The following is a 19,663-nucleotide window of genomic DNA, read 5'->3' on the forward strand; positions in this document are numbered from 1 at the left end:
GCCGTCCGGCGCGCCGCCGACCGCGATCCGGGTGTAGTCCCCCGGTACCCGGGCGAACTTGTCGGTGTCGGCGGTTTCGGGAAGGGGCGGGACCGGGGCACCCCTCCTGCCGCAACGGCGATCGGCCACGACGGCGAGGGTCCGGCAGCATCAACGACGGCAGAAGAAAATCCCACCCACCCACAACGGGAGGGGACGGGCCGGAGGGGTAGGGGTTTCGGACGTAAAGCGAAGCAGTCCGAAACCCCTGCCCCGGAGGACCGTCACCGGCAGCCGAACAGCCCCGCGCAGCGGCAACGCCCGCCACAGGCGCAACGGCGAGAAACCCGAAAACGTCGGCCAAGGCAAAGCGCAGCGGAAGGGCCCGCCGCAGGCGAACCCACAGCAACCCCCACGGCGGGACAGCCGAAAACGTGCGCCGCCTCAAAACAGCGGCTGCTGGCCCGGAAACGGCGGTTCCTCCGGGTCGAAGAGCCGCTCCGCCGGGGCCATCAGCGGGGCGATCTTGCGCGAGCCCGGGCAGGAGATCAGCTCAAGTCCCGTGCGGCGGCCCGGAGGGTCATGGCGGGCGAAGCGGCCGCCGACGACGGCGATCTCTCGGGTGCAGACGGGGCACGCGCGGCGGGGTGACGACATGACATCAGTGTGACCCAGTCCGGAATGCGGCCGTCATGAGGCCGGCGCGAGGGCTAGAACGCCGTCTGGGGCACATAGGTGCCCCAGACGTTCCGCAACGCGTCGCACACCTCGCCCACCGTCGCCCTCGCCCGCAGGGCCTCCCGCATCGGGTAGAGGACGTTGTCCGTGCCCTCCGCGGCCTTGCGCAGGTCGTCCAGGGCGCCGGTCACCGCGCGGCGGTTGCGGCGGGAGCGGAGCTGCGCCAGCCGCTCGATCTGCTGGGCCTCGATCGCCGGGTCGACCCGCAGCGGCTCGTACGGCTCCTCCTCGTCCAGCTGGAAGCGGTTGACGCCGACGACCACCCGCTCACCGGCGTCGGTCTCCTGGGCGATCCGGTACGCGTTGCGTTCGATCTCGTCCTTCTGGAAGCCCCGCTCGATGGCCGCCACCGCGCCGCCCAGCTCCTCGACCCGCTCCATCAGCGCGAGCGCCGCCTCCTCCACGTCGTCCGTCATCGACTCCACGGCGTAGGAACCGGCGAACGGGTCGACGGTGGCGGTCACATCGGTCTCGTGGGCGAGCACCTGCTGCGTACGCAGCGCCAGCCGGGCCGACTTGTCCGTGGGCAGCGCGATGGCCTCGTCGAAGGAGTTGGTGTGCAGCGACTGGGTGCCGCCGAGTACCGCGGCCAGCGCCTGGACGGTGACCCGGGCGAGGTTCACCTCCGGCTGCTGGGCGGTGAGCTGCACCCCGGCCGTCTGCGTATGGAACCGCAGCATCCACGACTTGGGGTTCGCCGCGCCGAACTCCTCCCGCATGACGCGGGCCCAGATCCTGCGCGCGGCACGGAACTTGGCGACCTCCTCCAGCAGCGTGGTGCGCGAGACGAAGAAGAACGACAGGCGCGGCGCGAAGTCGTCCACGTCCATGCCGGCCGCCACGGCGGTGCGTACGTACTCGATGCCGTTGGCGAGCGTGAAGGCGACCTCCTGCGCGGGCGAGGCGCCGGCCTCGGCCATGTGGTAGCCGGAGATCGAGATGGTGTTCCACTGGGGGATCTCGGCCCGGCAGTACTGGAAGATGTCGGCGGTCAGCCGCAGCGAGGGCTGCGGCGGAAAGATGTACGTCCCGCGCGCGATGTACTCCTTGAGTACGTCGTTCTGGATCGTCCCCTTGAGCTGACCGGCCGTCACTCCTTCTTCCTCCGCCACCAGTTGGTAGAGGAGCAGCAGCAGCGCCGCCGGCGCGTTGATCGTCATCGATGTGGACACCCTGTCCAGCGGAATCCCGCCGAACAGCACCCGCATGTCCTCGACGGAGTCGATGGCCACCCCGACCTTGCCGACCTCGCCGGAGGCGATCGGGGTGTCCGAGTCATGGCCCATCTGCGTGGGCAGGTCGAAGGCGACCGACAGGCCCGTCGTGCCGTGGGCGATCAGCTGCCGGTAGCGGGCGTTGGACTCCCGGGCGGTGCCGAAGCCCGCGTACTGCCGCATCGTCCAGGGCCGTCCGGTGTACATCGACGGGTACACACCCCGGGTGAAGGGGTAGCCGCCGGGCGCGCCGAGCCGGTCCCCGGGGTCCCAGCCCTCCAGCGCCTGCGGCCCGTACACCGGCTCGACGGGCAGACCGCTCTCGTTGTACCGGCCCGATTCCTGCGCCATGGACGTACGCCTCCCACTGGGTGACCGTTATCCGCTCTTCCGTCATGTTTTACCCGCTGTTTTACGCCTTGCCCTCAGCATGCCCGCAGGTTCGCCACGCCGCAGCGCTGGGAAGCATCTCCGGTGGCCGGTCGGACCGCCGAGATCCGGGGGTAACGCATGACGCGGAGCAGCCAGAGACGTACGGCGCAGGTGTGGGCCGCGGTGCTGATGGCGGCGGCGCTGGCGGTGGGCTGCCGCCCGGTGACGGTCGCCAAAGCCGGTGCGCCGGACGGCAAGGGGGCCCGGTACGCGCCCACCACCCCCGCTCCCCCGCCGCTGGGCTCCAGCGCGTCGCCGCCGCCCCGCGCCACCCACTCCGCCCCCGCGCACACCGGCCGTCCCACGCGCTCCGCCACCGACCCGGTCATGGCGCCGGGCTCACGGGGCGCGCAGGTCCGCGAACTCCAGGCGCGGCTGGCCCAGCTGGGCCTCTTCGACCGTTCCCCGACCGGCTACTACGGGCCGGTCACCACCGCCGCGGTCCGCGCGTTCCAGGGGAGCCGGGGCCTGTCCCGTACGGGCGCGGTGCAGCCGGCCGTCTGGAGCGCCCTGCGCGCCCACACCCGCCGGCCGTCGCGGACGGAGCTCCACCCGCCCACCACCAGGCCGATCGGCACGCCCGACCCGCGCTGCATGACGGGCAGGGTGATCTGCATCAGCAAGCGGACCCTCACCCTCGCCTGGATCGTGGACGGCCGGATCGTCTCGGCGATGGATGTGCGCTTCGGCTCCCAGTACACCCCCACCCGCGAGGGCACCTTCCGCCTCACGTTCAAGAGCCGCCGGCACGTCTCGACGATCTACCACACGGCCATGCCGTACGCGATGTTCTTCAGCGGCGGCCAGGCGGTCCACTACTCGGCGGACTTCGCCGCCCGCGGCTACACCGGCGCCTCGCACGGCTGCGTCAACGTCCGCGACAGGGCGAGGATCGCCGCCCTGTTCGACGCGGTGAGGAAGGGGACGAAGGTCGTCGTCTACCGGTAAGCCCGTACTTCTCGACCAGTCTCGACCAGTGCTTCTAGACCAGTACTTGTCGACCAGTACTTCGAGTGTCGGCCCCGGCCCGTTTCTTTGACAGAAGCGAAAATTGAGCCACCCCCACCCACGGATCCACCTCCGCGAAAGCGGCGCCGGCTTAGGCGCAAAGGGGAGATGGGGCGCGGGCAGGGCCGGGGGAACGTGCCCCGCCCGCGCCGAGTGCGCTGAGCCGTAGGTACGGGGGGAACCCCGGCTCTTCGCGCAGCCGATGACCAGTCGGCTTCACTCAGTACTGCGTCACGGTCCCGGAAAACGTCACACCTAGCTGGTGGGCGTCGTACTGGGAGTCGCGTCTCCCGGTGTGGTGGCGGGTGCCGGGGGCGCGGGGGCCGGGGCGGAGGCGCCGGGGGCGGGGGTGGTGGCGGGCGGCTGGGAGGGGTGTTCGTCGTCGTCTTCGTCGCCGCCGGAGCTGCCGCCGGTCTGGCCGGAATCGCTCGGTCCGCCGCCGAAGCCATCGTTGTCACCCGAGCCGCCGCCGAGCTGGTACCGCGCGAGGTAGGCGCGGCAGAAGGCGTGCACCTTCTCCGGGCCGCCGGCCTTGCGCTCCAGTTGCCGCACCGTCTCGCGGTCCAATTGGCCGCGTTTGCCGGATTCATAGGCCTGGCAGAGGCTGAGCAGAAGTTTCTTCTTGTCGGCGCTTCCGGGCTCGCCCTTCCCGCCGTCACGGGGCTTGTCGTCCGCGTCGCCGTCACCGCCGCCGGGCTCGCCCCGGCCGGGCTTGCGGCTCGCGCCGTGGCTGCTGCCGGGCGTCGGGCTGCGGCCGGGTCCGGTGCTCTCGCCGCTGTGCGTGGGGTCGGGCGTCTGCGCCGTCGTTCCCTGGGTCTGGGCGCCGCTGGGTTCGCGGGTGTCGAGCGGCCCGGGGGTCTCGCCGGAGGAGACCGTGGCGGCCGGTTCGGGGTCCTCGCTGCCCCGGAAGGGGCCGGGCAGTACGCCGGTGCCGGCCGCGACGGCGACACCGCCGATGGCGCACGCGGCGAGGGCGACGACGAGGCCGCGCCGGAAGGGGCGGGCGACCCGGGTGCGTTCGGCGACGCCGGTGGAGTGTGCGGTGCGCACGGCCGGGGGGCCGGCTGCGGCGCGGCCCCGCGAGCGGGCGCCGGAGCCGTCGCCGAGGGCCTGGCGGAACGCCGTGACCGCGGCTTCTTCGCCCGGCAGCGGGGCCGCCTGGGGCGCCTTGGCGCCGACCGCCGCGGCGGCCTCCAGCAGCTGTTCCAGTTCGCGTGCGCCGTCACCGCGCCGGGCGCTGACCGGGTCACCGCGCAGCAAATGCTCCGCGGTGTCCTTGTCGAGCCAGTCGTACCGGTCGTCGGCCATCACATGTCCTTCTGCGTCCGTGCGGCCGTTTCCGTCACACCTGGTACGTACGATTCCGCCACGCCGTTGCGGCGTCTGCGGCCCTGAACAGGCACCCCGCTCACCGTCCCGCCGCCTCCGCGCGGGCGTTGGGGGCTGCCGGGCGGGTCTTCCTCGCCCCCGCCGGCGCCGCCGCCACCGCTACTGTCGGTGACATTGTCGCCGACGCCGCCGTCGGCCGCGGCGTCGCCACCCCCCTGAGCGCCGCCCGCCCCGTCGCCGAGCAGTTCGGCGAGCCGGCGCAGTCCGCGGTGCGCCGCGGTGCGCACCGCCCCGGGCCGCTTGCCGAGCACCTGTGCGGTGCTCTTGGCGTCCAGTCCGACCACCACCCGCAGCACCACGGCCTCCGCCTGGTCCTGCGGCAGCCTGGCTATCAGCCGCATGGCACGGCCGGTGCCGAGGGCTTCGAGCGCCTCGCCGGCGGTGTCGGATGCCGCGGGGGTGTCGGCCAGTTCGCTCTCGTCGCCGCCGATCGCCGGGCGCCGGCCGCGCATCCTGATGTGGTCGAGGGCGCGATTACGGGCAATACGGGCGGCCCAGCCGCGGAAGCGGTCCGCGTCGCCGCTGAAGCGGGCCAGGTCGCGGGTTATCTGAAGCCAGGCTTCCGAGGTGACGTCCTCGACGTCCGCTTCGCTCACCAACGTCCGCACATACCCCAGAAGGCGGGGATGCACGGCGCGGTAGACGGTACGGAACGCCGCCTCGTCGCCGCCCTGCGCCGCCTGCACGGCCACCGTCAGCCGACGGTCGTCCGGCTGAATGTCGTCCCCTCGCACGGGTCCATCCTGTCGCACCTGGAATGTCCGCCGCCCGGTCCTTGCTGCTTTGCTTCTTCGCCGGCCGCGCCGCCGCCTTACCGCCCGCCGCTGGTCAGGGGCGCCGGGAACCCCCGGTAACCCGGCGGTCCCGCAGACGGTAACCCGAGAACGCATCAGCGCCGAACCCGGGACGGCGCTGCCGCGCCGGCCGCCGCCCCGGCGGCGCGGCAGGCGGGCCGGCCGGGGCAGATCCGCACGTTACGGGCCTGGCCGGTCCGGCGTCCAGACCACTGGCCGTACCCCGGACCGCACCGCGTGTGACGCTTTCGCGCCGTCTGGCGCTGTATCGAGTAGGGGGCCGTCACGGCCCTTCGCGAACGACGGCCGGGGCCTCTCCTGTGGGGGGTGGCGGCCCCGGCCGTCCTCGTTTCTCTCCCCGCCCCGCACCGCGGTGGCTCTACACCCGGTTGGCCAGCGCCTTGAACTCCGTCCAGGACAGGGCGGGCGTCCGCGGGTCCCAGGTCTTCTGCGCCAGTGCCGCCAGCGGCAGCCGGATCCCGGCGGCCACCTGCTGCGCCGTCTGCGCCTGCGCCTGATCGCACCAGATCGCGAAGCGCGCCCCGGGGATGCGGTCCGGCCCGGTCATGCTCGCGGGCACGTCCACCGGCTGGGTCTTGCGCAGCACCCGCGGGGTCCAGCTCTCGTAGATCCGCTGGCCGGTCGGGTAGAAGAACTGGTGGGGCTCGCCCAGGACGTAGTAGAGGTACTCGTCGTTGAAGTTCAGGACGTTGCGGCCCTCGTTCAGGAACTTCGCCGGGTCGCGCTGTCCGAACTCCTTGCCGGTCCAGTAGTCGACCATCCGGTTCTTGTCGGCGCTCACCGCCGCGCTGGAGAAGAAGCCGTCGTTCCAGGCCTCGATCCGGTTCTTGCCCTTCGCCTCGACGGTCTTCTGCCGGTCGTTGAGCCAGCCGGTCGCCAGGTCCTTGATGGTGCCGTCCGCCCCGTACTTCTGCTGTGCGGCCCGGGTGAGCTGCGGATAGGTGGTCGCCGGTGTGGAGGACAGCAGCGCCTGGTACTCGTCGCCGCCCAGGTGCCAGTAGGCGGGGGCGCCCTTGGGGTTGGTGAAGAGGTCGCTCATCTCCTTCAGCAGCGAATCGATCAGCGGGGCCGCCTTGGGGTTGGAGATGTCGATCGCACCGGGTACCACCGCGCCCGACGCCTTGCGCAGCAGCAGGTCCTGATGGTGCGCGAGCACGGCGCCCAGATGGCCGGGCGAGTCCAGCTCCGGGACGACGGAGATGTGCAGGCTGCGCGCGAGCTTGATGATCTCGCGCACCTGGGCCTTGCTGAGGTGGTCCTGGGAGACGACCTCGGGGTGGGTGTCGCTCTGGATGCGGAAGCCCTGGTCGTCGGAGAAGTGCAGCTGGAACTGGTTGTACTTGAGGTCGGCGAGCTCCCGCAGGCGCGCCTCGATCCAGTCCTGGGTGAACGGCTTGCGGGCGTTGTCCAGCGACATCCCGCGCTGCGGGCGGTCCGGGCGGTCCTCGATGGTGCCCTCGGGCAGGCCGCCGGCGGCGTGCACGGCCTGCTTGACGGTGCGGGTGCCGTAGAAGATTCCGGCGTCGGTGGGGGCCGTCAGAGTGAGCCGGGTGCCGCGGGCGGTGAGCGTGTAGGCCTCGTCGGCGGCTCCTTTGACCGGCACGTTGTTGCCGGTGGCCGTCCCGTTCTGCCCCGACAGCTTCACCTCGATGTCGCCGGGCCGTACGGTCTCGTCGCCGTAGACGACGGACAGCCCGCCCAGATCACGGGCCATCAGTTGCGCCTCGTCGGCAACCGTGCTCTTCGCGCCGGCCGGGACCACCACGCGGGCCTGCTCGGTCGGCCGCCAGCCGCGGCCGGCTGCCTGGCGGAACTCGCGTACGGCGGGGATGACCTGCGGTGTTCCGGTCACCGGTGCCCAGGTCGGGGTGGCGGCCACCTCGGGGTTGACCTTGGCGCTGGTGCTGCCGGGCGTTTCGGTTTCCGCGGTGTCGGTGCAGCCGGCGAGCAGCAGGGCGCCGGTGAGTGCCACCGCCAAGAGTGCGGCGCGCGGCGGCCGCATCGGGTTCGACATCGTGCAATCCTCACTTTTCGGTGCGAAGGCATTGCCAGGTGTGCGGAGCCGGTCGTCCACCGAACGCGCGAAAGCTCTCTCATCCGGGTGAAATTCGCGCATCCGTCGGACAGTGATCGACAGGCGTCGTTAGCGTGGCGCTCTGTTTTCGTCACCGCCTTTCCCAGAACTCGCCTGGAACCGCCGGATACCGCCGGGGTGTCGTGTCACCCGTACACCGCCGCACCCGCCGCCGCCGCCTCACGCGTCCCGGCTTCGGTCCGCTCCCCCCAGCTTCCGTCAGCAGCCCGCCCCGCACCCGTCGAAAAGATCCATTCGCATCCGTCCGAGGAGCCCATGCTGTCCGGTGACACCCCGGCCGCCCGGCCGACGACGCTGCACCCCCCGCGGTCGCCGTGGTGCGGCCTGCCCTCCCAGGCCCGCGGCAGCGCCCTGGCGCGGCCCCGCCACGGGGCCCGGGGACTGGCCCGGTTCAACGCGCTGACCGGCGACGACGCGCTGACCGCGCTGCTCGGCTGCTGCCACAGCCGCCGCTGGGCCGAGCGCCTCGCCGCGCACCGCCCGTACGCCGACGCCGACTCCCTGCTCGCCGCCGGCGACCAGGCCTGCGACGACCTCACGGCGGCCGAGCTGGAGGAGGCGCTGGCCGGGGAGTCCCGCTCCCCGCTGCCGCTGGCCGCCGCCCGCGGCCCCGGCATGCTCGCCGCCCACACCGCGCTGCGCGCCGCGCACGCCGAGTACGAGCGGCGCTTCCGCCATGTCTTCGTGATCTGCCTGGACGGCCACCGCGAGGACGAACTGCTCGACCGGGTGCTCTGCGCCCTGCGCGCCCGGCTGGGCAACGACCCGGCCGCGGAGCGGACCGTCACCGCCCACGAACTGCGCCGGCTGGCCCGCGGCCGCCTCGCCCGGCTCGCGGCCTGAAAGCACCTCCGGGCCGGTGCGCGGAACACGCCCCGCAGGCCGGCGGCTCATGCCGTACGCCCCGCAAAGTCCGCTTCGTCCTTGTGTGATAGCCCGTTGGTGCCTGTTTGATCACACCTAAGGACCCCCGCGCGAGGAACCGACAACTCGTCGATACGATGACGAGCGGCCGGTGGACCGTACCCGGCCGGGCCCGACCGACAGAGAAGCCGGCGCGGCCCTAGTCCCCGCTCCCGGAGGGTTCTTCCGTGCCGGCTGGAACGCTGTACCGCGGCCGGGAAGGCATGTGGTCCTGGGTGGCTCATCGAGTCACCGGCGTCCTCATCTTCTTCTTCCTGTTCGTACACGTCCTCGACACCGCGCTCGTACGTGTCTCACCCGAGGCCTACGACGACGTCGTTGCGACCTACAAGACGCCGATCGTCAACGTGATGGAGTACGGCCTGGTGGCCGCCATCCTCTTCCACGCGCTCAACGGCCTGCGGGTCGTCGCCGTGGACTTCTGGTCCAAGGGCCCGAAGTACCAGAAGCAGATGCTGTGGACCGTTGTCGGTGTCTGGGTCGTGCTGATGGCCGGTGCCTTCTACCCCGTGCTGCAGCACACCCTGCGCACGCTGTTCGGGAGCTGACGCCAGATGTCTGCTGAAACCACCTCCGCGGGTGCCACCGCGACCGACGGCGTCTCGCTCTATGACGTGGACAACCCGGCCCCGGTCATCGAGGCGCCGCGCAAGCGCACCCACAAGACCGGCCGCGCCTCCCGGGGCAACTTCGAGATGCAGGCCTGGCTGTTCATGCGGCTGTCGGGCATCGTGCTGGTCGTCCTGGTCCTGGGCCACCTGCTGATCCAGCTCGTCCTCGACGGCGGCGTCTCCAAGATCGGCTTCGCGTTCGTCGCCGGCCGCTGGGCCTCGCCGTTCTGGCAGGCCTGGGACCTGCTGATGCTGTGGCTGGCCATGCTGCACGGCGCCAACGGCCTGCGCACCGTCATCAACGACTACGCGCAGCGGGACAACACCCGCTTCTGGCTGAAGATGCTGCTGTACACCGCGACGGTGTTCACCGTCCTTCTGGGCACGCTGGTGATCTTCACCTTCGACCCGAACATCTCCTGAAGCCGGGGCTGACTGGAACCATGAAGATCCACAAGTACGACACCGTCATCGTCGGCGCCGGCGGCGCGGGCATGCGCGCGGCCATCGAGTCGACCAAGCGCAGCCGCACCGCGGTCCTGACGAAGCTCTACCCGACCCGCTCCCACACCGGCGCCGCCCAGGGCGGTATGGCCGCCGCCCTCGCGAACGTCGAGGAGGACAACTGGGAGTGGCACACCTTCGACACGATCAAGGGCGGTGACTACCTGGTCGACCAGGACGCCGCCGAGATCCTCGCGAAGGAGGCCATCGACTCGGTCCTCGACCTGGAGAAGATGGGCCTGCCGTTCAACCGGACGCCCGACGGCACGATCGACCAGCGCCGCTTCGGCGGTCACTCCCGCAACCACGGTGAGGCCCCGGTCCGCCGGTCCTGCTACGCGGCCGACCGCACCGGCCACATGATCCTCCAGACGCTGTACCAGAACTGCGTCAAGGAGGGCGTGGAGTTCTTCAACGAGTTCTACGTCCTCGACCAGCTGATCACCGAGGTCGACGGCGTCAAGAAGTCGGCGGGTGTGGTCGCCTACGAGCTCGCCACCGGTGAGATCCACGTCTTCCAGGCGAAGGCCGTCATCTACGCCTCCGGCGGCTGCGGCAAGTTCTTCAAGGTGACCTCCAACGCGCACACGCTGACCGGTGACGGCCAGGCCGCCGTCTACCGCCGCGGGCTGCCGCTGGAGGACATGGAGTTCTTCCAGTTCCACCCGACCGGCATCTGGCGGATGGGCATCCTGCTGACGGAGGGCGCCCGCGGTGAGGGCGGCATCCTCCGCAACAAGGACGGCGAGCGCTTCATGGAGAAGTACGCGCCGGTCATGAAGGACCTCGCCTCGCGTGACGTCGTCTCGCGCTCCATCTACACGGAGATCCGCGAGGGGCGCGGCTGCGGCCCCGAGGGCGACCACGTCTACCTCGACCTCACCCACCTCCCGCCGGAGCAGCTGGACGCCAAGCTCCCGGACATCACCGAGTTCGCGCGGACGTACCTCGGCATCGAGCCCTACACGGACCCGATCCCGATCCAGCCGACCGCGCACTACGCCATGGGCGGCATCCCGACGAACGTCGAGGGTGAGGTCCTGGCCGACAACACGACGGTGGTCCCCGGCCTGTACGCGGCCGGCGAGGTCGCCTGTGTGTCGGTCCACGGCGCGAACCGCCTGGGCACGAACAGCCTCCTGGACATCAACGTCTTCGGCCGCCGGGCCGGCATCGCGGCGGCGGAGTACAGCCAGAAGGCGGACTTCGTCGAGCTGCCCGAGGACCCGGCCGTGCAGGTCGTCGACCAGGTCGAGCGGCTGCGCAACTCCACCGGCAGCGAGCGGGTCACCGAGATCCGCAAGGAGCTGCAGGAGACCATGGACGCCAATGTGATGGTGTTCCGCACCGAGCAGACGATCAAGACCGCGGTCGAGAAGATCGGCGAGCTGCGCGAGCGATACCAGAACGTGTCCATCCAGGACAAGGGCAAGCGGTTCAACACCGACCTGCTGGAGGCGATCGAGCTGGGCAACCTGCTCGACCTGGCCGAGGTCATGGCGGTGTCCGCGCTGGCCCGCAAGGAGTCCCGCGGCGGTCACTACCGCGAGGACTACCCCAACCGCGACGACGTCAACTTCATGCGGCACACCATGGCGTACCGCGAGGTGGGCGCAGACGGCGCCGAGTCGATCCGCCTCGACTACAAGCCGGTCGTGCAGACCCGCTACCAGCCGATGGAGCGTAAGTACTGATGGCAACCCCGACCCTGGACAAGGCGGCCGAGGCCGGCCAGCCCGAGCCCGGCTTCGCCGACTCCCCGTACATCACGGTCACCTTCCGGATCCGCCGGTTCAACCCGGAGGTCTCCGAGGACGCCAGCTGGCAGGACTTCCAGCTGGAGATCGACCCCAAGGAGCGCGTCCTGGACGCCCTCCACAAGATCAAGTGGGACCAGGACGGTTCGCTGACCTTCCGCCGCTCCTGCGCCCACGGCATCTGCGGTTCGGACGCCATGCGGATCAACGGCCGCAACCGTCTGGCCTGCAAGACGCTGATCAAGGACATCAACCCGGAGAAGCCGATCACGGTCGAGGCCATCAAGGGCCTGACCGTGATGAAGGACCTTGTCGTCGACATGGAGCCCTTCTTCCAGGCGTACCGCGATGTGATGCCGTTCCTGATCACGACGGGCAACGAGCCGACCCGCGAGCGCCGGCAGTCCGCCGAGGACCGCGAGCGCTTCGACGACACCACCAAGTGCATCCTGTGCGCCGCCTGCACGTCCTCGTGCCCGGTGTTCTGGAACGACGGCCAGTACTTCGGCCCGGCGGCGATCGTCAACGCGCACCGCTTCATCTTCGACAGCCGTGACGAGGGCGGCGAGCAGCGCCTGGAGATCCTCAACGACAAGGACGGCGTCTGGCGCTGCCGGACGACCTTCAACTGCTCGGACGCCTGCCCTCGCGGCATCGAGGTCACCAAGGCGATCCAGGAGGTCAAGCGCGCGCTGATCACCCGGCGCTTCTGACACCCGCGGCGCCCCGGGCGTCAGAGGCCCGCGGCGATACGGGTTCCGTCCCGTGAGCCGATGAGTGCCGGTACGTCCCGAAGGGCCTCGCTTCCGCAACGCCGGAAGCGGGGCCCTTCGGCGTGCCCCAAAGCCGCGGCCGGATAGACCAGCACCGGCGGCAGCTCCTCGTCCACCAGCGCCACCGGCTCGTCCCGGCAGAAGTACGACGGCACGAACACCAGCCCCCGCCCCGCCAGATGCAGCTCCCGCTCCACCGGATAGCGGACCTCCAGCACCGGCCGCCGCCACCGCATCACCGGCCCGAACGTCCGCAGCATCGCCTCCGTCCCGGACTGCCCCAGCGCATGCACCCGCAGCGCCCGGTCCGCGCCGACCCGCCCGGCGATCCGCGGCCAGCTCGGCGCGATCGCCAGATGGTGGTACGTACGCAGGCTCCGCGCCAGCTGCCGCAGCGCGGCCGGCTCGCCCTCCCCGATCCCGCGCGCCCACCCCGGTAGCGCCCGGTGCCCGGACAGCAGCGCGAGCTCGGCCCGCAGCCGCCTGCGCGGGGTGCTCATCACGGCTTCCAGCCCCGGTTCGACCCCGTCCAGCGCCGCGAAGGGCGTGAGGAAGTCCGGGAAGTACCCGTGCTGGGGCACCAGCGGCAGCAGGGTCCGCAGCGGCCCCGGGCCGTGCCGCACCGCGTGCTGCCGCCAGGCCGCGAGCGCCGGTTCGCTGCGGCTGACGCGCAGACTGTGCAGGCTCAGCACCGTCTCCCAGAGCGGGTCGGCCCCGTCGGCCACTCGCGTACGCGCCAGATCCTGCCCGGTGAAGTGCACTCGCAGCACATCGGCCCCCTGCGTCCCTGCCGTTCCCCCGAACGGCATGCACACGAGGATCTGGCCGACGGGTGGCTTGTGGCAAGCGTCGTGCGGGGACCCTTCGGCCCCCGCACGACCGGGACCCTTCGGGCCCCGCACCCCTTACCTCGTCACGACGCGCGCAGCGCCATCCGCGCCAGCGCCTCGTCCTGCTCCTGCCGCTCCCTCATGACCTGCACATACTCCCCGAGCGCGGCCCGCCGACGCGCCAACTCCGCCATTTCGGCGTCCAGTTGGGCCATCTTCCGCGCCACGACCCCGTAGGAGAACGCACAGGGCGTCAGCGCGGGACCGCCCTGCGCGCACGGCAGCAGCTCACGGATGTCGTCTGTGTTCAGCCCCGTGGCGAGCAGCTCCCGTATCCGCCCGACGGTCTCGGCCGCCCCCTCGCCGTACCGCCGATAGCCGTTCGCATCCCGCTCCGCACGGAGCAGCCCGCGCTGCTCGTAGTAGCGCAGCACCCGCGTACTGACGCCCGTGCGGCGCGCCAGCTCACCGATCCGCACATGCCCCCCTCTTGGACTTGACCTTGACACCGACGTCAAGCTGCAACGTGTTCCCCATGACACAGATTCCCGCCGCCCAGGCCCCGTCCCGTCCTTCGGCTTCCGCTCCGCTCCCGCCCCTGTCCACCACCGTCGCCGGAGACCCGGCCGGCCCCGGGATCCTCCTGGCGCACGGCGCCACCGGCAGCGTCCAGAGCAACTACGGCGCCCTCATCCCCGCACTGGCGGCCTCCGGCCACCGGGTGGTCGCCCCCGATTACCCCGGCTCGGGCGAAACGCCGCGCGCCACAGACCCCCTGGAGCTGGACGCCCTCGCCGACGCCGTGGTCGCCGAGGCCACCGCGGCGGGCCTGGAGACCTTCACCCTGATCGGCTACTCGCTGGGCACGGCCGTGTCCGTACGGGCCGCCGCCCGCCACCCCGCACGCGTACGCGGCCTGGTCCTGACCGCCGGGCTGGCCAGGGCCGACCACTACACCACCGTCTGGATGGAGCTGTGGCTGCGCCTGCTCGCCCGCGGCGACCACACGGGCTTCGCCCAGACCGGGGCCCTGGCCGCCTTCTCCCCCGCCCTCCTCAACGCCCTGTCACCGGCGGAACTGGCGACCGTACTGGACCCGGACGCCAACCCGGCCCCCATCGGCGCCGCGGACCAGGCCGCCCTCGTAGGCACCGTGGACACCACCGCCGACCTGCCCGGCATCACGGTTCCCACCCTGGTCATCGCGACCACACTGGACGCACTGGTGCCCCCGTCCAACTCCCGCTACCTGGCCGACCACATCCCCGGCGCCGAGTACGCCGAGCTGGCCACCGGCCATCTGCCGATGGTCGAGAGCCCGAAGGAGTGGCAGGGCCTCATCCAGGACTTCCTCACCAGGCACGGCCTGTGAGGACGGGCGGCGAGGAGGGCCGAGCGGCTACTCCCCGTTGAGCACCTTGTCCAGGAAGGCGTCCAGGTTCCGCACGGTGCGCGCGATCCGCTCCTCCAGCGGCAGCGTCTCCTCGTGCCGCCCGGCGAGCCGCGACTGCTTGCGTCCCCGTACGTAGAGCGAGCAGGCGAGGTCGGCGCAGAGGTACGTCCCGACGGTGTTGCCCTGCCGCCCCGCGGGCCCGGCCCGCCGCGCGGCGAGCAGGCTGACACCGGACCCCGGGTGCCCGGTCATGCACACCGAACACACCGTCGTCTTGGTGAAACTGCGCCGCACGCCCTGCGGAACCCGGAGCGTCACCCCGAGCAGCCCCTCGCCGCGCGGCGCGACCAGATAGCTCCGGTCCGGCGCCCCGGGATCCCGCCACCCCAGGAAGTCCAGGTCCTCCCAGGGCCGCCCGGCCAGCCCCACGGGCAGATTGATCCTGCTCGCCTCCCCCTTCGAACAGTTGACAAAGGAGGCACGTATGGCTTTTTCGCCTAGGGGTTCCATAACGGCCCAAGCTAACAGCGTGGCTGCGGCCCCGTCGCGCGAATTTCCTCGCGCGGCGGGGCCGCGGGGGTGGGTCTCCGGGGCGGGTCCGGGTGGGCCTGGTCGGGTCCGGGTGGGTCCGGTGGGGTCAGCCCCAGGCCTGTCCGCCGGTGTTGCCACGGCGGCGGACGGCGACCACCACGCCGATGACGATGCCGGCGACGACCAGTACGCCCAGAGCGATGCCCCCGATGAGCATCACCCGCTCCTTGCCGCTCATGGGCGGGTCGGCGTCGTACCCCTTGTCGGCGCCGGGCACCACGGCCTTCTGCGGCGCCTTGCCCTGCGGCATCGGCAGGGGCCCCTGCGCGGGGCCGGCCGCGATGTCCCGCCGGAGGGCGGGGCCGGGCTGGATGAAGCCGTAGCCGTAGCGGGCGTCCGGCAGCTTGAGGTGCTTGTCCTTCTCGGCCTGCGCCAGACCGGCGGTCTTCACCAGCCGGTTGGCGATCTGCCCCGGGGTGAGATCCGGGAACTTCTGCTTGAGGAGGGCGGCGGCGGCGGAGACGTAGGCACTCGCCGCGGAGCTGCCGTTCGCCTCGGTGCGGTAGGCGGAGTCGCTCTTGCCCGTCGCTACGGGGACCTCTTCGCCGGGGGCGAGCAGGTCCGTGTCCGCGTTGTAGTTGTTGGCGTCGGCCGCCTTGCCGTACTGGTCGACCGAGCCCACCCCGATGACGCCGGGGCAGGCCACGGGGTAGCTCTTGCGGGTCGAGCCGTCGTTGCCCACGGCGGCCACGACCACCGCGCCCTTCTCAAGGGCGTAGTGGATGGACTCGCAGGTGTCCGCAGCGCGCATGGTCTCGCCGTAGGACATGTTGATGACGTCAGCGCCATGGTCCACTGCCCACCGCGTGGCCTGCCCGCTGTTCTTGTATTCCGGGACGGGAAGCAGCTTGGCCTCGGGCGCCAGCCCCCTGACGCCTTGAGATCCCTGCGGGCCGTGTCCGCGGCCGGCGATGATCCCGGCCATCGCGGTGCCGTGGTCGCGGACGTCCTCACCCGGCTCGAGGTGCCTGGCATGCTCGGCCTCAATGGCCTTGCCGAAGTCCGGACCGGGCAGGAACTGGCCCTTGAGGTCCTGGTGCGTCGTACGGAAGCCGCTGTCCAGGACCGCCACCGTCACGCCCTTACCGGTGGCCTCCTTCCACAGCTGCCGGGCCCCGAACGCCTCCAGCGGCCACAGGTCCTTGCGTACCTGGTCTGCGGATGCGGTTCCGCCCGCGGCCAGCAGCAGCGCTCCGGTCAGCGCAGCACCCACCGTCGCGCGCAGTGTTCGGGTGACCCTCATCCTTCGCTCCTTCTTGCTGTGCTGCCCGGGCGGCATTGTTCCGTCCGAGAAATGGCCCCGCACTCCTGAGTGCGGGGCCATGCCTCATTGGCCGCATGCGACGTTATCGTCGGCCTACTCGATAACGCGAGGGGCCACATTACGCTTCGAGGCCCACGTCTCCTCGTCCTCGACGAGGTAGTCGGGGCGCTGCCCGGTGGTGCGCTCCTTATCGCCCTTCTTGTCCTTGCCCTTGGCGCCGGCGGCACCCGCCGCCGCCTGCATGCCGCCACGGCTGCGGTGCAGACCGGAGCCGCCCTGCTTGGCGCCGCCGGCCGGGCCGCCCGGCTTGCCGACCACGCCGCCGCGGGTACGCGCCTGCGGACCGCCGCGCCCGGCCGCGCCGCCCTTGGCACCGCCTGCCGCGCCCGCTCCGGCGCCCGGCATACCGCCGCGCATACCGCCCGTGCCGCGTACGCCACCGGCACCCTTGCCGCCCGGCACACCGACGACTCCGGGCGCGACCAGGCCGCCGGGGAAGCCCCCCGAACCGCCCGGCGCGCCGTGACCGCCGCCCGGGGTCCCGCCGCTGACGCCGTGTCCGCCACCCGCCGGCGGGGCGAGGGTGCCGCCCTGCACGCCGTCGAGTCCGGTGTTCACCGGCACCTCGGGCCGGTTGAGCTTCGGGCCGTCGAACCCTTCCGGTACGGCGCCGCCGCCCGCCCCGTTGGGCATGTTCGGCATCTGCGACGACGACGGGTGCGGGTGGGCACCGCCAGTGACGGGCATGCGCACCGGAGGCGGCGGCGTATGCGTCGGCGGCTGCTTGGGCCAGTCACCCGAGGGACCGCCCGGGTCGACGCCCTCCCTGAGGAAGCTCTTGTGGCCGTCGTAGTTGGCGGCCAGCTCATCCATCACGATGACCGCCTCGACCTGGCGCTCCTTGGTCAGGGACAGATTGTCCCGGTTGAGCTCCAGCGCCATGCGGGTGTCCATCTTGGGATTCGCCATGTCCCGCTTGAACTGGCTGTCATCGCCGCTGTCGTCGGTCGCCCGGTCCACGACTCCCGGGTCGTGGATCTTCGACATGGCCTTCTTGGCCTCGCGGAGACTGTGGGCGACGCCGATCTCCGGCCCCGACGAGCGGGAACCGATCAGCGTGGATTCGACGTTCCGGGAGTGCTGGTAGGTCCGGTCGATCTTCTCGAGCACCTTGACGGCTTCCCTGCGGAACGCCTGGGCTGCCGAACCCTCCCAGTGCGCCGTGGCGTGGTCCACGGCGTCCATGAAGGCCTTGCGGATACCGCCGTGGCCGTCATCGCCGCCCAACCGGTCGGCGGAGGCGCGCCAGTGCCTGCCCGAGGTCTCGATGGTCTCGGGGCTGGCGTTTTCGATCATCGCTCGGAGCGCGTTGATGCCGTGGTGGTGGAAGTCGGAGGGCGACCGCGGAGTGAGGCGCTGGCCCTTGAACGACTTCAGCCGTTCTTCCCGCTCACGGTTCTTGCGCTGCTGCTCCATCGCCTTGGCGCTCTCGCGCTCCTGCCTGGCGTCAACCATGCAGGCCCCCCTTCGTCTTCGTCATCCGCCGCTTGCCCATGCGTGGCCGCAGCCACTCAGCCGTTCATCGAGGTCTTGGTGGCGTGCTCCTGGTCCTCGTACGCGCCCCGGCTGGCTTCCGTCTTCTCACCGAACTTGTGGATGAGGTCCTGGAGCGCGTTGATGACCTGCGACATGTACGACTGCATGTCATCGTGAGCCTTGGCGAGTTCGCCGGCCTCAAGGAAGTCCACCCCGAACGCCGACTTCGGGATCGCGGTGCTGTACTTCACCTTCTGGCTGGGTTCGTCCATGTCGGCCCGCAGGCGTCGGAGCTGGCGCACGACGCTGTCCAGTTCGTCGAGGTCGACCTTGAACCGCTCACTCATTACCGCTCTCCCCGTTACCCGCGTACCCCGCTCGTCCCCCTCGCACCGCCCATGAATCCGCCACGGTAAGGGCAACGTAAAGTCAATAAATACTAGGGAGTCGGCGCACTCGATCGCAAGATCGAAAGTCAGGATCTGTCCGATTTGCCGCAGGATGGGGCCCGAGTTTGTCGACGGGTTGTTACCTGGTGGCGCAACCCTGGCGCAACCCTGCCGGAACGGGCCGATCACGCCCGCAGGGAAACCGGTTCGGCCACCTCGGGCGTGGCTGATTCGGGTCCGTGCGGCCCGCCCCGAAGGCCGGTCGTTTTGCACGCGCTTATCGGTGCGCTGTGGGATCTCCGGTGATGCATGGTGCAGGCAGGGGTAGGGAGACGTGTGCTGAACGAGACGGTGTTCCGGAGCGAGGACGTGCCGGAGCGGGACCGGCTGGCCTGCTGGGAGGAGCGGGTGGGGCAGACCCATGCTCCGGTGCGCATGAGCAGCGAGCACGCCCACGACTTCCGGGCGGTCCAGCGGGTACTGGACCTGGGGGCGGTGACCCTGTGGCCGGCGACCTTCCAGCAACTGGTCATCCGGCGCACGCCGAAACTGATCCGGCAGTCCGACCCGGAGCTCTACCACCTCTCGCTCGTCGTGGGCGGGACCGCGGGGTGCACCTGGGACGACCGCGAGGCCGTCTACCGGCCGGCCGATCTGCACCTCAACGACTCCTCGCTGCCCTGGCAGATCCACACCGGCGCGTCCCCGGTCACGGCGGTGGGGCTGGAGATCCCCAAATCGCTACTGCCGCTGCCGCGCGGCATGAACAGCCGGGCCATTCCACGCCAGATGCCGACCGGGGAGGGCATCGGCGCGCTGCTGGCGGAGTTCCTCACCCGGCTGACCACGGACACCACCCCGTACCAGCCCTCCGACGGGCCGCGGCTGGGCACGGTCCTGACCGATCTGATCGCCGCGCTCTTCGCCCACACCCTCGAAACCACCCACGCCCTCCCCGCGGAGACCCACCGGCGGACCCTCGTCCTGCGCATCAAGCGCTTCATCCTGGAGCATCTGCACGACCCGCACCTCACCCCGGCCGCCGTCGCCACCGCGCACCACATCTCCACCAGCTACCTGCACCGCCTCTTCCAGGACGAAGAGGCCACCGTCGCCGCCTGGATCCGCCGGCGGCGCCTGCGCGCCGCCCGCCGCGACCTCACCGACCCGGCCCTGTGCGCGACGCCGATCCACGCCATCGCCGCCCGCTGGGGCTTTCCCCGCGCGGCGGACTTCACCCGCGCCTTCCGCACCGCGTACGGCATCCCGCCGAACGACTACCGGCGGCAGAACCTCGCGGCGTCGAAGTGGACGCACGGCTAAGCAACCTGTGGACCGAGTGCTAACGACTTCTGCGGCGGTACTCCGGAATCCTTTTCGCACACGGGGTTCGACGAAATGTGTCGTCGAACGGCCCATGG

Annotated in this window: 19 protein-coding genes; 8 read left to right on the forward strand and 11 right to left on the reverse strand. The window is 71.2% G+C overall.

Annotated features, from left to right (window positions below; genetic code table 11):
- Positions 1-423 precede the first annotated feature (423 nt).
- Positions 424-636: a hypothetical protein gene (locus ACWD6P_RS13670; RefSeq protein ID WP_384425488.1), complete on the reverse strand. Its 213-nt coding sequence runs from the start codon at positions 634-636 to the stop codon at positions 424-426.
- A 53-nt stretch (positions 637-689) separates the two neighbouring features.
- Positions 690-2,282 (reverse strand): acyl-CoA mutase large subunit family protein, encoded by a 1,593-nt coding sequence (locus ACWD6P_RS13675; RefSeq protein WP_451444253.1) that lies wholly within the window; start codon positions 2,280-2,282, stop codon positions 690-692.
- Between the two features lie 159 nt (positions 2,283-2,441).
- Here ACWD6P_RS13675 and ACWD6P_RS13680 point away from each other — a divergent pair, with 159 nt between their 5' ends.
- On the forward strand, positions 2,442-3,311 hold the full coding sequence (locus ACWD6P_RS13680) for a L,D-transpeptidase family protein (RefSeq protein ID WP_451444254.1): 870 nt from the start codon (positions 2,442-2,444) through the stop codon (positions 3,309-3,311).
- 315 nt (positions 3,312-3,626) lie between these two features.
- Here the strand turns inward: ACWD6P_RS13680 and ACWD6P_RS13685 are convergent, their stop codons facing one another.
- From ACWD6P_RS13685 to ACWD6P_RS13695, 3 genes are all read right to left on the reverse strand, one after another.
- Positions 3,627-4,679 carry a hypothetical protein gene (locus ACWD6P_RS13685; protein WP_451444255.1) on the reverse strand — a complete coding sequence of 351 codons (1,053 nt, stop codon included), beginning with the start codon at positions 4,677-4,679 and terminating at the stop codon, positions 3,627-3,629.
- Positions 4,679-5,494 (reverse strand): RNA polymerase sigma factor, encoded by an 816-nt coding sequence (locus tag ACWD6P_RS13690; RefSeq protein ID WP_451444256.1) that lies wholly within the window; start codon positions 5,492-5,494, stop codon positions 4,679-4,681. The genes ACWD6P_RS13685 and ACWD6P_RS13690 overlap by 1 nt, the downstream gene beginning before the upstream one ends.
- Positions 5,495-5,933: 439 nt before the next feature.
- Positions 5,934-7,589: a beta-N-acetylhexosaminidase gene (locus ACWD6P_RS13695; RefSeq protein ID WP_451444257.1), complete on the reverse strand. Its 1,656-nt coding sequence runs from the start codon at positions 7,587-7,589 to the stop codon at positions 5,934-5,936.
- 336 nt (positions 7,590-7,925) lie between these two features.
- On the opposite strand from ACWD6P_RS13695, the gene ACWD6P_RS13700 reads away from it, so the two are divergent.
- The 5 genes from ACWD6P_RS13700 (at position 7,926) to ACWD6P_RS13720 (ending at position 12,179) form a co-directional block, all read left to right on the forward strand.
- On the forward strand, positions 7,926-8,513 hold the full coding sequence (locus tag ACWD6P_RS13700; RefSeq protein ID WP_451444258.1) for a 2-oxo-4-hydroxy-4-carboxy-5-ureidoimidazoline decarboxylase: 588 nt from the start codon (positions 7,926-7,928) through the stop codon (positions 8,511-8,513).
- Between the two features lie 248 nt (positions 8,514-8,761).
- Positions 8,762-9,142, forward strand: a complete 381-nt coding sequence (gene sdhC / locus ACWD6P_RS13705; protein WP_451444259.1) for a succinate dehydrogenase, cytochrome b556 subunit — start codon at positions 8,762-8,764, stop codon at positions 9,140-9,142.
- 6 nt (positions 9,143-9,148) lie between these two features.
- On the forward strand, positions 9,149-9,628 hold the full coding sequence (locus ACWD6P_RS13710; RefSeq protein WP_451444260.1) for a succinate dehydrogenase hydrophobic membrane anchor subunit: 480 nt from the start codon (positions 9,149-9,151) through the stop codon (positions 9,626-9,628).
- A gap of 20 nt (positions 9,629-9,648) precedes the next feature.
- Complete coding sequence (gene sdhA / locus ACWD6P_RS13715; RefSeq protein ID WP_451444261.1) at positions 9,649-11,403, forward strand: succinate dehydrogenase flavoprotein subunit; 1,755 nt, start codon at positions 9,649-9,651, stop codon at positions 11,401-11,403.
- The gene (locus ACWD6P_RS13720; RefSeq protein WP_451444262.1) at positions 11,403-12,179 is read left to right on the forward strand and encodes a succinate dehydrogenase iron-sulfur subunit; all 777 of its coding nucleotides are present in this window, start codon (positions 11,403-11,405) and stop codon (positions 12,177-12,179) included. The genes sdhA and ACWD6P_RS13720 overlap by 1 nt, the downstream gene beginning before the upstream one ends.
- Positions 12,180-12,199: 20 nt before the next feature.
- Here ACWD6P_RS13720 and ACWD6P_RS13725 read toward each other — a convergent pair whose 3' ends face one another.
- Both ACWD6P_RS13725 and ACWD6P_RS13730 read right to left on the reverse strand, forming a co-directional pair.
- Positions 12,200-13,048, reverse strand: coding sequence for a hypothetical protein (locus ACWD6P_RS13725; protein ID WP_451444263.1), 849 nt, complete (start codon positions 13,046-13,048; stop codon positions 12,200-12,202).
- Positions 13,049-13,152: 104 nt separating this feature from the next.
- Positions 13,153-13,548, reverse strand: a complete 396-nt coding sequence (locus ACWD6P_RS13730) for a MerR family transcriptional regulator (RefSeq protein WP_451444264.1) — start codon at positions 13,546-13,548, stop codon at positions 13,153-13,155.
- A 56-nt stretch (positions 13,549-13,604) separates the two neighbouring features.
- Between ACWD6P_RS13730 and ACWD6P_RS13735 the strand changes: the two genes are divergently transcribed.
- Positions 13,605-14,441, forward strand: coding sequence for an alpha/beta fold hydrolase (locus tag ACWD6P_RS13735; RefSeq protein WP_451444265.1), 837 nt, complete (start codon positions 13,605-13,607; stop codon positions 14,439-14,441).
- Between the two features lie 27 nt (positions 14,442-14,468).
- Here the strand turns inward: ACWD6P_RS13735 and ACWD6P_RS13740 are convergent, their stop codons facing one another.
- The 4 genes from ACWD6P_RS13740 to ACWD6P_RS13755 form a co-directional block, all read right to left on the reverse strand.
- Positions 14,469-14,972: an FBP domain-containing protein gene (locus tag ACWD6P_RS13740; protein ID WP_451444266.1), complete on the reverse strand. Its 504-nt coding sequence runs from the start codon at positions 14,970-14,972 to the stop codon at positions 14,469-14,471.
- A 127-nt stretch (positions 14,973-15,099) separates the two neighbouring features.
- Complete coding sequence (locus tag ACWD6P_RS13745) at positions 15,100-16,296, reverse strand: S8 family serine peptidase (RefSeq protein WP_451444267.1); 1,197 nt, start codon at positions 16,294-16,296, stop codon at positions 15,100-15,102.
- Positions 16,297-16,410: 114 nt separating this feature from the next.
- Entirely contained in the window at positions 16,411-17,832 is a 1,422-nt protein-coding gene (locus tag ACWD6P_RS13750) for a hypothetical protein (protein ID WP_451444268.1), read from the reverse strand.
- 56 nt (positions 17,833-17,888) lie between these two features.
- On the reverse strand, positions 17,889-18,200 hold the full coding sequence (locus ACWD6P_RS13755) for a hypothetical protein (protein ID WP_451444269.1): 312 nt from the start codon (positions 18,198-18,200) through the stop codon (positions 17,889-17,891).
- Between the two features lie 378 nt (positions 18,201-18,578).
- Here ACWD6P_RS13755 and ACWD6P_RS13760 point away from each other — a divergent pair, with 378 nt between their 5' ends.
- Positions 18,579-19,565: an AraC-like ligand-binding domain-containing protein gene (locus ACWD6P_RS13760; protein WP_451444270.1), complete on the forward strand. Its 987-nt coding sequence runs from the start codon at positions 18,579-18,581 to the stop codon at positions 19,563-19,565.
- Positions 19,566-19,663: the final 98 nt, after the last annotated feature.

The sequence above is a fragment of the Streptomyces sp. NPDC002446 genome, from assembly GCF_053595675.1.